At 62.7% G+C, this 13,264-nt stretch carries 11 protein-coding genes; 8 read left to right on the forward strand and 3 right to left on the reverse strand.

Going from position 1 to position 13,264, the window contains the following annotated elements:
* The first annotated feature begins 19 nt into the window (after window positions 1-19).
* Window positions 20-580: a gluconokinase gene (locus ACQ4MS_RS12685; RefSeq protein WP_431094960.1), complete on the forward strand. Its 561-nt coding sequence runs from the start codon at window positions 20-22 to the stop codon at window positions 578-580.
* 235 nt (window positions 581-815) lie between these two features.
* Window positions 816-1,805: an MBL fold metallo-hydrolase gene (locus tag ACQ4MS_RS12690; protein WP_431094961.1), complete on the forward strand. Its 990-nt coding sequence runs from the start codon at window positions 816-818 to the stop codon at window positions 1,803-1,805.
* A 15-nt stretch (window positions 1,806-1,820) separates the two neighbouring features.
* Here ACQ4MS_RS12690 and ACQ4MS_RS12695 read toward each other — a convergent pair whose 3' ends face one another.
* Window positions 1,821-2,228: a BLUF domain-containing protein gene (locus ACQ4MS_RS12695; RefSeq protein ID WP_431094962.1), complete on the reverse strand. Its 408-nt coding sequence runs from the start codon at window positions 2,226-2,228 to the stop codon at window positions 1,821-1,823.
* A gap of 77 nt (window positions 2,229-2,305) precedes the next feature.
* Between ACQ4MS_RS12695 and ACQ4MS_RS12700 the strand changes: the two genes are divergently transcribed.
* Window positions 2,306-3,064, forward strand: coding sequence for a Crp/Fnr family transcriptional regulator (locus ACQ4MS_RS12700; protein ID WP_431094963.1), 759 nt, complete (start codon window positions 2,306-2,308; stop codon window positions 3,062-3,064).
* Between the two features lie 212 nt (window positions 3,065-3,276).
* Complete coding sequence (locus ACQ4MS_RS12705) at window positions 3,277-3,468, forward strand: hypothetical protein (RefSeq protein ID WP_431094964.1); 192 nt, start codon at window positions 3,277-3,279, stop codon at window positions 3,466-3,468.
* A gap of 22 nt (window positions 3,469-3,490) precedes the next feature.
* Here ACQ4MS_RS12705 and ACQ4MS_RS12710 read toward each other — a convergent pair whose 3' ends face one another.
* Window positions 3,491-4,420 (reverse strand): DUF6279 family lipoprotein, encoded by a 930-nt coding sequence (locus ACQ4MS_RS12710; RefSeq protein ID WP_431094966.1) that lies wholly within the window; start codon window positions 4,418-4,420, stop codon window positions 3,491-3,493.
* On the opposite strand from ACQ4MS_RS12710, the gene glmU reads away from it, so the two are divergent.
* On the forward strand, window positions 4,419-5,879 hold the full coding sequence (gene glmU, locus ACQ4MS_RS12715) for a bifunctional UDP-N-acetylglucosamine diphosphorylase/glucosamine-1-phosphate N-acetyltransferase GlmU (protein WP_431094967.1): 1,461 nt from the start codon (window positions 4,419-4,421) through the stop codon (window positions 5,877-5,879). The genes ACQ4MS_RS12710 and glmU overlap by 2 nt on opposite strands.
* Before the next feature lie 741 nt (window positions 5,880-6,620).
* On the opposite strand, the gene ACQ4MS_RS12720 is transcribed toward glmU, so the two are convergent.
* The gene (locus ACQ4MS_RS12720; protein WP_431094968.1) at window positions 6,621-7,589 is read right to left on the reverse strand and encodes a DMT family transporter; all 969 of its coding nucleotides are present in this window, start codon (window positions 7,587-7,589) and stop codon (window positions 6,621-6,623) included.
* A gap of 131 nt (window positions 7,590-7,720) precedes the next feature.
* Between ACQ4MS_RS12720 and ACQ4MS_RS12725 the strand changes: the two genes are divergently transcribed.
* From ACQ4MS_RS12725 to ACQ4MS_RS12735, 3 genes are all read left to right on the forward strand, one after another.
* Window positions 7,721-8,593 (forward strand): LysR family transcriptional regulator, encoded by an 873-nt coding sequence (locus tag ACQ4MS_RS12725; RefSeq protein ID WP_431094969.1) that lies wholly within the window; start codon window positions 7,721-7,723, stop codon window positions 8,591-8,593.
* A gap of 217 nt (window positions 8,594-8,810) precedes the next feature.
* Window positions 8,811-11,804: a DUF2339 domain-containing protein gene (locus tag ACQ4MS_RS12730; protein ID WP_431094971.1), complete on the forward strand. Its 2,994-nt coding sequence runs from the start codon at window positions 8,811-8,813 to the stop codon at window positions 11,802-11,804.
* The gene (locus tag ACQ4MS_RS12735) at window positions 11,801-13,252 is read left to right on the forward strand and encodes a DUF3999 domain-containing protein (protein ID WP_431094972.1); all 1,452 of its coding nucleotides are present in this window, start codon (window positions 11,801-11,803) and stop codon (window positions 13,250-13,252) included. The genes ACQ4MS_RS12730 and ACQ4MS_RS12735 overlap by 4 nt, the downstream gene beginning before the upstream one ends.
* The last annotated feature ends 12 nt before the right edge of the window (window positions 13,253-13,264 follow it).

The following is a 13,264-nucleotide window of genomic DNA, read 5'->3' on the forward strand; positions in this document are numbered from 1 at the left end:
GTGACGTGATAATTTGCGGATGCCCACCGCCATGCAGACCTGTTCTTCCCTACCCGATCCTTCTTCCTCCCGCGCCAGGCTGGACATCCATGTGGTGATCATGGGAGTGGCCGGCTGCGGCAAGTCAGCGGTCGGACGTTTGATCGCCGACCAGTTGAGGGTGCCGTTGATTGAAGGCGATGACTTCCATCCCCCGGGCAACATCCGGAAAATGCAACAGGGCATCCCTCTCATGGACGAAGACCGCGCCGGCTGGCTGCGGCAGCTCGGGGCTGAGCTGACGCGCCACCCTGCGGGCGTGGTGCTGACCTGCTCCGCCCTCAAGGCCGAATACCGGGACGGCCTGCGCCAAGCCGCACCTGGACTGCGGTTTGTGCACCTGGCCATCAGTCAGGCCGAGTCCCTGCGGCGTGTGTCCGTACGCCCGGGCCACTTTTATCCGCCCAGCCTGGTTGCCAGCCAGTTTGAGGCGCTGCAGGATCCTTCTGCCGAGCCGGGAGTGCTGACCCTGGCCGGGGATGCACCCCTGGAGATGCTGGCCGACAGCGCAGTTGCCTGGTTGGTGAATCGGCACCCCTGAACCGGTTCCCGCGGTTCCTTTACCGCACAAAATTGGCCTCTGGCCCAACCAATCCGGGCGCAATCAGCTATCAAATCGATAGCAACTCAAAAACAACTCAATAACTCCAGATGGTCCGCCTTTCGGTCAGGCATCAGATTCAACTATCCGTAATGCATTACGTTTAAGTAAAATCACTTTGAGCTGCCGGTGCTTCAGTGAGCTTCCGGCCCACAGCTAAAACACCAGGAACCCCATGTCCAAAGCCTTCGCTTCGCAGTCTGACCTTACCGACAAAACCATCACCTTTGAGCAACTCAGCGCGCATTGCTGGGCCTACACCGCCGAGGGTGACCCCAATTCCGGTGTGATCATCGGCGACAAATTCATCATGGTGAGCGACGCCACGGCGACCCCCGCCATGGCCCAGGACCTGATCGCCCGCATCCGCACTGTGAGCGACAAGCCCATCAAATATGTCCTGTTGACCCACTACCACGCCGTGCGCGTGCTGGGCGCCAGCGCCTATCGGGCCGAAGGGGCGACCGAAGTCATTGCCAGCCGGGGTACCTACGAACTTATTGTGGAGCGCGGCGCGCAGGACATGCAAAGTGAAATGGAGCGTTTTCCGCGCCTGTTCCGCAACGCCGAAAGTGTGCCGGGCCTGACCTGGCCGACGCTGGTGATAGACGGCGGCAACCCGGTGAAGGGGGAAGTGCCCGGCAAGCTGGTACTGGACCTGGGCGGCGTCAAGGTACAGATCTGGCACCCTGGCCCTGGCCACACGCGCGGCGACACGATCGCCTGGGTTGAAGAGGAAAAAGTGCTGTTCTCAGGCGATCTGGTGGAGTACGAAGCGGGTGTCTACACCGGCGACGCGCAACTCGAAGAATGGCCCGCCACACTGGAAGCCCTGCGCGCGCTCAAGGCCGAAGCCATCGTGCCCGGCCGCGGTGAGGCCATGAAAGGCACGGCCAATGTCAACAAGGCGCTGGACTATACAAAGCGCTGGGTTGAAACGCTGTACCAGGCCGGCAAGGAAGCCGCCGCCGCCGGGATGGACCTCAAAGCGGCGATGGACCATACCCGCAAAAGCATGGACCCGATCTTCGGCCACGTCTTTATTTACGAACATTGCCTGCCCTTTGATGTGAGCCGTGCGTTCGACGAAGCCAGCGGTATCAAAAACCCGCGCATCTGGACGGCCGAGCGGGACAAGGAAATGTGGAGCGCGCTGCAGGGCTGAGCCCGTGCGCCGGCCTCACGCGTCCAGGTCCAGCCTGGACAACAAACCGGTAAAGGCATCCAGGGCGGCTTGTCCATCCAGCTGCTCCATGCGCTCAAGCACATCGTCATCCTCAACAATGCAATAGCCCAGGCTGAAGCGCCGGAAGCGCCTCGCTGTCAATTCGCCGTGGTGCAGGACCTGCATGTTGATATGGCGGATGTCCTGCCGGATGCGCTCCAGCAGCGCCAGCACCTGCTTCTGGTCTCCCTCAAGTTGCTGGCAAAACCGCATCCCGTCAAAAATCAGCAGGCCGGTAATGTCCCTCTCCGCATTGGCAATGCGGGCCTTGACGGCGATGTCACCCACCACGCTCAGCGGCTCTTCGGGGGACAGCGTGCTGACATAAAGAATTTCATACAGGGTGGTGCTTATTTTTTTCATGGCGCCGAATGTAACGAGCAGCCGCGCATCCCGCAATGTCAAAAGACACAGATATATGCGCCTAAGATGTGTCTTCCATGACCATTTTGCCGCCAACATCAGCCATCTGTCCACCTCGCTGCAACGCTTGTGGTTTACGCAAAACTGGCGCGTTCATGCCCGTGAAAACGGAAGAACTTCAATTCATCGAAACCTTTCGCACGGGCATCTCACAGGTAGCGGGCGGCACAACCATCCTGCATGAGCAAAAGCCCAACGGAAAGCTCTTTACGCTGTACTCGGGTTGGGCCTTCCGCTACAAAACCCTGAGTGATGGTCGCCGTCAAATTCTTAATTTCCTGCTGCCGGGTGACTTCATCGGTCTGCAGCAAAAGTTCGCCGACGGCGCCATGCACGGCATCGAGGCCGTGACAGATGTCAATCTCTGCGTGTTTCCCCGGGACGGGCTGTGGGAGCTGTTTCGCCAACACCCCAGCCTGGGCTATGACATCACCTGGCTGGCCGCGCGTGAAGAAGGCATGGTCGATGACCACTTGATCACCGCCGGGCGGCGCAACGCTACCGAACGCGTGGCCATGCTGCTGATGCATCTGTTCCGCCGGCTGGAACGCCTGGGTATGGCCAATGGCGGCCTGATCGAATTTCCCATCAACCAGCAGCACATTGCCGATGCCTTGGGCCTGTCACTGGTGCACACCAATAAAACGCTGCGGCGCTTGCGTCAACTGGGCCTGCACGAGATCGACAACGGGAAACTGCGGCTGCTCAATACCCGCGCGCTGGAGCGCATTGCGGATTTCTACGACACACCGCCGCCGCAAGTGCCCCTGCTGTAACGCTGCCCAACTTCTCTGCAAGAAGCTGCTCCTTATACAAGCGGGTCCTTACACCGGCTTGTAGGAGGGCACTGACATCAAGGCCTTGAGGTGGATGACACGGCGGTACCGGATCGGCCCTTAAGGTGTTCTCCCGTTCCGGATTTCCCTTGCTCCTTCACCTTCAGCAAGGGATGAAAATCCGTGATCCACGAATACCCCAGGAGAGCCGCATGGACACCTTCAACCGCTCACGGCTGCAGCAGCAACCCCGTCGTTTCGTCGACCGGCAGCAACAGCAGAGCAGCGGGTCGTGTGAATTCCAGCCGCGCAAGTCACAGCCGTCGCAACCCCCTGACTATCCCGCCGGCCAGATGGGCGAGGTTGGCAACGAAATCACACGCCCCAGGGCGCCTAGCCAGTAAAGGTTGGATAGGGGCTGTGGTCTCAGGATTTCCGGGTATGCAGGGTCCTGAAATCCTGCTCGTAGCGCAGAAGGGTTTCCACCGCCCTGGCTCTTTGGGCGGGCGTGGTGCTGTTATGCAATTCCGCGAAGCTGGTGCAGGCGTCCTGCGTCAGCTTGTCCATGTAGTCGCGATACGCCGCGTCGGGTGAGTTGAGCGAGCGCTCGAACAGCTCCTTCATGGCGGCTTGCGTTTTTTCCGGCGTAGCCTGGCCCGCCACCAAGGAGCGCAAGGTCTGCAAGGCATCTTGCTGGCGCCGCAGCTTTTCGCGATAAGACACGGGCGCACTGAAGTGCGAGTTGTCTATCCGGTGCCCGATCACGGCCAACTGTTTTTCATCCAGATCGCCGTACAGCATTTCGGCGCGTTTGACCGCCTGCTTGTAGCGTTTGTCGCGCCGCGTCTTGGGCGAGCCGTCCAGGAAGTCTTCGCGATACTCGGTATTGCCTTTGGCAAAGCGGCGCTCCAGTGTCACCAACTGATCGGGGTTGAGGGTGCCCACCAGAGCCACCACGGCAGGCTCCATATGGTTGGAAACCGCAATCAGCTTGCTGCGGACGTCCGCATAGAGCGCACAGGCGCTTGCCGCGTCCATCTCCGAGGGCATTTGCTGCCGCAGTTTTTGCAAGGTCTCGATGTAAGCGGGTAGCTGGGTCTGCCGGTGCCATGCCTGCAGTTTGGCCAGGTCGGCTTTGACCTGGGGTGTTTGGGCATCGGTGAAATCGAAGTGGCTGTCCAGGTGCCAGTAGACCAGCTCTGGCGCCTGGTTGTAGGCGATTTTCATCATGCTGCAGCCCTGCAGTACGCCGGCCAGTGCCATGACGCCCAGCACACCGATAATCCGGGTGCAGCGTCCCATTGCCGCACCGGCAAGAAAACGCGTTATCACCCCAAGCTCCAGAGGAAATTTCATGGCAACCCCAATTGATGTCGTCATCATGGCCGCGGGCAAAGGCACGCGGATGAAGAGCAGCTTACCTAAAGTCCTGCACCGTTTGGGCGGGAAGGCTTTGTTGGCCCATGTCATCGAATGCGCCGCATCCGTGTCAGCGCGCAAGGCGGTGGTTATTACCGGCCATGGCGCAGAAACCGTCGAAGCCGCCTGCACCCGGTTGACGCAAGCCGCAGCAGGGCCGGATTCAAGGCTGGAGCTGCAGTTCGCACGCCAGGAGCCGCAACTGGGCACCGGCCACGCCGTGCAGCAGGCGCTGCCGCTGCTGGCCGACGACGGCGTCACGCTGGTGCTGTCGGGCGATGTGCCCCTCACCCAGCCCGCGACGCTTGAGGCGCTGATCGCCCAGTGCGACGGCCAGCGCCTGGCGCTGCTCACCCTCACCATGGCCGACCCCACCGGCTACGGCCGCATCGTGCGCGCGCAGGCGCACGCCTCTGAGCCCTTGCGGGCCGGCACCGCGGCTTCGGCCCAGGTGCGCGCGATCGTCGAACACAAGGACGCCAACGCCGCCCAGCGCGAGATCCGCGAAATCTACAGCGGCATCATGGCCGTGCCCACGCACCTCTTGCGTGCCTGGCTGGCACGGCTGGACAACAAGAACGCGCAAGGCGAGTACTACCTCACCGACATCGTGAAGTTCGCTGTGGCGGACGGCGTGGCCGTGGTAGCCCACCAGATCACCGACGCTGCCCAGGTGGCCGGCGTGAACAGCCCCGTGCAACTGGCCGAGCTGGAGCGCGTGCACCAAAGCCGCAGCGCGGTGGCCCTGATGGAGCAAGGCGTGCGGCTGGCTGACCCTGCGCGGCTGGATGTACGTGGCAAGCTCAGTTGCGGACAGGATGTCGAGATCGATGTGAACTGCGTTTTTGAAGGCGCCGTGAGCCTGGGTGACGGCGTGCGTATAGGTGCGAACTGCGTGATCGCCAACTGCGCGATTGCCGCCGGCGCGGTGATCCATCCCTTCACCCATATCGACGGCGAGAAGCTCGGCGTGCAAATTGGTGAAGGCGCGCTGATTGGACCTTTCGCACGGCTAAGGCCTGGTGCGCAGCTGGGCGCCGAGGTGCACATCGGTAATTTTGTCGAAGTCAAAAACGCCACCCTGGCCAAAGGCGCCAAGGCCAACCATCTCGCCTACCTGGGCGACGCCACCGTGGGTGAGCGCGTGAACTACGGCGCGGGCAGCATCACCGCCAACTACGACGGCGCGAACAAGCACCGCACAGTGATCGAGGCGGACGTGCACATCGGAAGCAATTGTGTGCTGGTGGCACCTGTCACCATAGGCGCGGGCGGCACGGTAGGCGGCGGGTCGACCATCACCAAAAGCACGCCGCCCGATTCATTGAGTGTCGCGCGGGGCAAGCAGATCAGTTTGCCTAACTGGAAGAGGCCGGTGAAGGTGGCTAAGGGGTAGGTCTTTGCCTATCCTGGCAGAGCCTTGCCTTGGCCGTTGTTGCTCAGGCTTGGGCGCGTTCGTCTGAGTGCTGCTGGCCGGGGTCGCCCGGCAGGCGACTCACTTTTCTTTGCTTCTCCAAATAAAAGTAAGCAAAAGAAAGGCGACCCTGCTGTCTGCGTCCCCTGCGCTGCGCTCCGGGGCAACCTGCGGTGCTCGGTCCAGCCGGGGTCAAAAACAACTCGCCTGCGGCTCAAACAAGTTTTTGCCCTGATCCGTCTGGATCTCCGCTCCTCGGCGCATACAGAAGGGGGTGGGGAAGGAAACCAACAGCCGAAGGCAAGAACGCGAATACCTGAAGAAAAAAGGACACGCCACTGCGTGTCCTTTTCGGTATTGGATTTGGTTTGGTTTTCGATATTCGAATTCGGACTTCCCCCGTCCTGGCTGGGCCGGGCAGCGCAGACGGAGGCGGAAGGTCGGGCCGCAGTTGTTTGAGCGAAGTGCAACGTAGCGAGTTCTGCGGAACGCCGCCGGAGTCGAGCAGCGCAGGTTGCCCGGAGCGAAGCGCAGGGACCCAGACTGCGGGTCGCCTTTTGGTATTCGCATAACTTCGCTTCGCGAAGTGAGCGAATCCCCACTACGTGACCTTTGGTGACTTTCTTTTGGCGAAGCAAAAGAAAGTTACATGCCGCCGGGCACCCCCGGCCAGCAAGCCTCAGCGGAAGCGCAATCACCGGAACAAGAGCGGTTTCGACAGGCTCAACTCTTCACCCGATTCACCAAAAACACCCCAAAAATCGCCAATCCCCCACCCGCCAGCAAACTGATGCTCAAGGGCTCCCCCAAAATCAGCCAGCCCAGCAATACGCCAAACACCGGCACGAGGTTATTGAACACCACGGTGCGTGCTGCGCCCAGCTGGCGGATGCCTTCGTAGTACCAGACAAAGGCCACTGCGGTGCCAAGCACGCCTAGGAAGGCCAGACCGGCCCATACTTCAGGGGTAAACGATCCTGCATGCACGCTGGAGATGTCGCGCAGCGCGAGCAGGCCGAGGAACAAGGTGCCCCAGATGGCGGCCCAGAGCGTGGCCAGCACGGGCGACAGGCCTTGCAACAACTTGCGGCCCAGTAGCGTGTATACCGCCCAGGCGCTCACCGCGCCAAACATCGACAGCTCCCCTTTGCCGAGCGACTGCGCGATTTGCGAGAGGTCTCCGCGCGTGACGACAACCCACACGCCGAGCAAGGCCAGCGCCACGCCCAGCCAACGCGTTGGCGAAAGCCTGTCGCCCAGGAATGTGGCCGCCAGCAGCAGCGTGACCACCGGGTTCAGGGCAATGATGAGCGAGGTACGGCCCGCCGGCAGCACGGAGAGCGCCGTAAAAAACAGCAGGTTGTAGATAAAGATGCCGGTGGCGCCCAGCGCCATCGTGCCGAGCAGCTGACGACGCGACAGTGTCGTGAGCGCACGCAGGCCTTCGGTGAAGTGCAGCGCTACCAGCAGGGCCAGCGTGGCAAACACAAAACGGATGAAACCCGCGGTGGCGGGAGGCAAGTGGGCCGAAATGACGCGCCCGGCGATGAAGGTGCCGCCCCACAGGAAGGGAACGCAGGTCAGGCGCAGATACAGCCCCAGAAGGCTTTTGCCGGTCGGCGGAGCGGTGGGAGTGATGGGAGTGGTGCTGGGCAAAGGGGCTGAAGTTGAAGATGTGGCTGTGGCGGTCATGCGGTTTTTTTGTTGGAAAAAAGGCTGGTATCGGTTAGATTGATGCATGAGATTACCTGCTAACTGGTTCACTATCAAATGAGTATTTACTCATCATTCCCGTGCGCCGCCTGATTGCCTTGTGAACCCCCATGACACTCGCCCAACTTGAAGTCCTGATCACCCTGGATGAATGCCGTAGCTTTTCACGCGCAGCCATGCGACTGGGCACCACGCAGTCCGCTGTCAGCCACGCCCTGCGTGCGCTTGAAACACAATTTGGCGTCAAGCTCGCGCAGCGCGACGCTTCCGGTGTCGCCATGACGGATGCTGGTGAGCGCCTGCTGCTGCGCGCCCGCGAGATGACCGCCCTGGCCGCCACCATGACGCAGGAGCTGGGCGATGCCCGTGAGTTGAAAACCGGCACACTGCGCATCGGTTCGTTTGGGCCTACATCCACCGTCAACCTGTTGCCGCCACTGCTAGCGGCATTCAAGAAGCGCCACCCGGGCGCTCAGGTGCGCATTGAAGAGGAAAGCGACGAAGTGGTGGACGACTGGCTGCTGCAAAAGCGGGTGGAGCTCGGATTTGTGGTTGTGCCCGACGAACGCTTTGAGGTGCTGCCGCTGGTGCAGGACGAGTTTGTCGCCATCCTGCCGGCGAAACACCTCTTGGCCAAACTCAGGGCCGTTCCGGTCACCGCGCTGACAGGGCTGGACTTTGTGCTGACGGAAGCTGGCTGCGGGCCGGTTATCGTGCCCATCCTGCAGAAAAACATTGCGCTGCCCAAGGTGCTGTATCACTTCACCCAGATCATTTCCATCCTGCAATTTGTGCAGCAGGGCCTGGCTGTGTCGGTAGCTGCCCGATTGGCGCTGCCCGAAGCGCCCAAGGGCGTGGTCTACCGGCCCTTGTCACCGCCACAGCCACGCACGGTGGGGCTGGCCTGCCTGAATGTGGAAAAACTGTCGCCGCTGGCGCGCGCTTTCTGGAACACCGCCCAAGAGGGATCCAAGACGCGTTGAATCCTTATGCTACTAATTTGATAGCTGATTACGCCGGTTTTGATTGGGCCACGGCCGATTTCCCTCAAAATTAAGTAGGATTTCGACAGGCCTTCCTGACGGCTTGCTCCGGCTGCGTGCCGTGGGGACTCAGGCATAGGCCCATCAAGTACCATCAGCCCATTCCGCAGGCTGGCGCGTTGCCTCGCAGCACGGAAAACAACAGGGAGGCCGGGTCATGATCATCTGGAGTATTTTTTGGGGTGCCGTGCTGGGCTGGTTCTGGCCGGGCTATGGTGATTTTGGTGTTTTCCTGGGCGGCTTCCTCGGTTTGTTTGCCGGGCTTTCATTGCGTTGGGCCGTGCGTGCTGAAGTCGAGGCCGCGCGCAAAAAGCATGCGCCGCAGGTCAGGGTGGCGACGGCCTCGGCAGCACAGCCTGCTATGTCCGGCGGCAATATGCAGGCCGCGGAAGACGACGGCGGATTCAGGGATTTTGAGAACACCACTCCCTCGCCGGTGGCTCCGCTTCCTGCACGTGCACCCGCTGCGCCGCAAACCATGGCGCCAGTGGCGGTCAGCACGCTCAGCGCGGTCAGCAACGAAGAGGCATCCCTTCAAGAAGACCTGGCCCCGAATGGCTTGCCGCACGCTCAACCTGCACCCGCCGCGCGGCCTCCTTATAAGCCGGCCGAGCCCAACGCCATCGAGCTGGCCCTGATTGCCGGCAAGAACTGGTTCCTGGGTGGCAACACCATCGTGCGGGTGGGACTGGTCATTCTGTTTATCGGCCTGTCTTTCCTGGCGCGCTATGCTGCATCGGCCGGGTTGCTTCCTGTCGAATTCCGCCTGGCAGCCATTGCCGCCGCGGCGATCGCGCTGCTGGCTGTGGGCTTTCGCAAGCGCACCGAGAAGCCCGGCTTTGCGCTTGCGCTGCAGGGCGCCGGCGTGGCGGTGATGTACCTCACGGTGTTTGCCGCCTTCCGCATGTACAGCCTGCTCGAACCATTGCCGGCCTTTGGTTTGATGATTGTGGTGTGCGCGCTCAGTTGCGCGCTGGCCTTGCTGCAAAACTCGCGCGCGCTGGCGGTGGCTGCATTCGCCGGTGGCTTTGCCGTGCCGATTCTGCTGTCAACGGGGCAGGGCAGTCATGTGGGGCTTTTCAGCTATTACTCGTTGTTGAACCTGGCCATCCTGTTTATTGCATACAAGCGCTCATGGCGCATCCTGAACGTGGTGGGCTTCATCGCTACCTTCGGTGTGGCGACTGCCTGGGGTGTACTCAGGTACACGCCGGAGCACTACGCCAGCACCCAGCCTTTCCTCATCGGCTTCGTACTGATCTATCTGTTCGCCGCCATCCTCTACGCGCGCAACACGCCCACAAAGCTCGGCAACGCGGTCGACACCATGCTGGTGTTCGGCACGCCGCTGGTGGGCTTCGGCCTTCAGGCCGGGCTCGTGCGCAACATGGAACTGGGGACGGCCTTTTCAGCGCTGGGGTTTGCCGCGTTGTACCTGGTGACAGCCATGGTGCTGGTGCGCCGTGCCTTGTCCAGCTACCGCTTGCTGATTGAATGCTTTATTGCGGCAGGCGTGGGTTTTGCCACGCTGGCGGTGCCGCTGGCGCTCGATGCGAAATGGACCTCGGCGGTCTGGGCGCTGGAAGGCGCGGGCGCGTTCTGGGTCGGCATGCGGCAGGCGCGCTGGATGCCGCGCGCCTTCGGCCTGCTGCTGCAGGGCGTAGCCGCCATGGCGTTTCTGGGCGGGCTGGATGACGCCGGCGCGCTGGGCAATCCTGTCTCGGCCATTCCTTTCGCCAACCCGGCTTTTATCGGCGCGCTGCTGATCGCGCTGCCGGCGCTGCAACTGGCGTGGTGGCTGCGCCAGCCCTTGCCGCACAGCGAATCTTCCTGGGCGAGGGCTTACGCCGGTGTGGAGTCCCAGCTCAGCGCTCCTGTGTACCTTTACGGCTTTTTCTTCTGGTGCCTGGCCTGGTTGCTGGAAATCAACCGCCGTGTGCCGGCGCTGGAGGCAGATGGCTTTCCCCAGCAGGTTTTTACCGACCGCACCACCGGCCTGCTGATGATGCTGGCGGTGGTAGCCAGCGCGGCCTTGTCGATGCTGCTGGGCCTGAAGAAGCAGTGGGCGGTGGCAACCTGGCCCGCGCGCATCACTGTGGGGGTGCTGGCGCTGGGTTATGTGGCGCAGGCAGGTCAAGGCTACCGCGTGCTTGCCACGCCCGCATGGGCTGTGTGGCCGGCGGTGCTGGTGCTGCATTACTGGATGCTGCGGCAGTCTGACAAGCAGGCGCTGCCCTTGTCTTCGCCAGCGGGAACGGAGGCCCGGTCGCCCTATGGCTTTTTACACGCGGCAAGCGCATGGCTGGTCACCTTCCTGCTGGCGGACTGCCTGTGGTCGGGCATCGGCAAGGCTGAGCTCTGGCGCACGTCCTGGGCCGGCGTGGTGTTGCTGATCAGCGCCATCGCCGTGCTGATGCTGCTGGCGGTGTGGGCGGGGCGGGCCAACAGCGCAGCCCTGCGCCAGGGCGTGAAGTGGCCGCTCAATCCGCATGCCCAGGCTTATTACTGGTATGCCGCCTTGCCGCTGGCGGTGCTGGTGTTCTGGGGCGCGCTGGTCGCCGCGGTGGCTTCCTCGGGCCGCACTGCGCCGCTGCCTTACATCCCATTGCTCAACCCGACTGACCTGACGCTGGCGCTCGCGCTGGGCGCCCTGGTGTTCTGGCGCCGCGTGCTGGTGACGGCCGCGCCGCCGCCGGGCAATGCGGGTTGGGTGACCGGCCGCAACGCGCTGGTGGCGCTTGCCTTGCTGATGTTTGTCGCCGTCAACACCGTGTGGCTGCGTGTTGCGCACCATTTCTTCGGCGTGCGCTGGGATGCCGACGCGCTCTTTGACAGCTTCGTGGTGCAAACCGGCTATGCCATTTTGTGGACGCTGCTTGCGCTCACGCTGATGGTCGTGGCGCACCGGCGCGTGCAGCGGCCATTGTGGCTGGTGGGCGCAGGCCTGCTGGGCCTGGTGGTCGTCAAGCTGCTGCTGATTGACCTGTCGAACGCCGGCGGTGCAGAGCGCATCATCGCGTTCATCGTCGTGGGTATTTTGATGCTGGTGGTGGGCTACTTTGCACCGCTGCCACCCAAGGCGGCTGCCACCGCCGCTGCGCAAGATGTTTTGCCCGGGGACGCGGGCGACTTAAAGGTAACCCAGTCATGAGAATCAACCGACGCTTTTTAATGCTTGCACTGTCTACGGCGCTGGCGGCTCCGCTGCTGGTGCTGGCCGCCGACGCGACGGATGCTGGCAACCCGGGTTCATATGCCGTTCGCATACCCGTCATGCTGGCGCCTGATGCACCATTGCAGCGGCTGCTGGTGCCGGCCGAGGCGCTGGTGCGGCTGCAAAGCGCCGGTTACGCCGATCTGCGCCTTTTCAACGCGGCAGGCCAGCCCGTACCGATGGCGCTGGCCAATGTCGCCGCCGAAACGGCCACACAGGAGCAACAGGTCAAGCTCACCGCTTATCCGATTCTGGGGACCGCAGGCGCTGCGGGTCTGGAGGGCCTGTCGCTGCGCATTGAGGAGCGCCAGGGACGGCGCGTGGTGCAGCTCAACACCGGCAGCGGCGCAAACACGGCGGGCGCAGCTTCCCCGCAAAAGGTATTGGGCGCGTTACTCGACACGCGCAGCATCACCGCGCCTGCGGCCCGCATGACGCTGGATGCCGACCTGCCGGTTGGCCAGCCCGTCAGTTTTGATGTGCAGGTGAGCAAGGACCTGAAGAACTGGCGGCCCCTGGCGGACACGGTGCTGTACCGCGCAGAGGCTTCCGCGCCAGCCGCCAGCTTGGGGGACAACAGCCTGGCGCTTTCCATGGCGGACCTCAAAGACCATTACCTGCGCATCACCTGGGGCGATGCCGCCGTCACCCTGCGCGGTGCCACGCTGGTGACGTCCCGCAGCACAGCCCTGCGCCAGCGCGTGAGCGCCACCATGGCCGCGCCGGTGCTGACCCGCCCGCATGAGCTCACTTTTGCGTTGCCATTTGCCACGCCGGTTGCCGCTTTAAAAATCACGCCGCAGGGCAGCAACGTGCTGGTGCCCATCCGCGTGCTGGGCCGCAATGACCGCAACCAGCCCTGGGGCCTGCTGGCCAGCGCCGTGGTCTACAGGATGACAACCGCAGGCAAAGAGCAGACCAGCGGCCCGGTCGAATTGCAGGGCTCATCGGTGCGCGAGATGAAGATCGAAGCCGACCTCAAAACGCCGGGGTTTGCGGCCGCGCCTGAAATCGTCCTGCAGTTTGAGCCGGCACAGCTCATTTTTCTGGCCAGCGGGCAAGGCCCTTTCACTCTGGCCGCGGGTTTGGCCAGTTCAACGGGGGCCGCCGGCGCCTTTTTACCCATGGCGAGCTTGATCCCGGGCTACAAGGCTCAGCAGGAAAATTCGCTGCCTGTCGCCCAGGCCGACGTGGCCAAAGCGGACATCACCGGTGGCAGCGCCGGGGCAGCCGGTCCGCTGGTGGCGGCGCAGCCCCCCAGCGAGGGCACGCCGACGCGTACCCTGGTGCTGTGGGGTGTTTTGCTGGCGGGTGCCCTTGCGCTGGGGTTGATGGCCTGGGCGCTGCTCAAGCAAACCCGGCAGGCTGCGCAACCCAATCAATAAGTTTTACGCCCG

Origin of the sequence: Polaromonas aquatica (genome assembly GCF_050626995.1) — a bacterium.
In the GTDB taxonomy this organism is placed as follows: domain Bacteria; phylum Pseudomonadota; class Gammaproteobacteria; order Burkholderiales; family Burkholderiaceae_C; genus Polaromonas; species Polaromonas aquatica_A.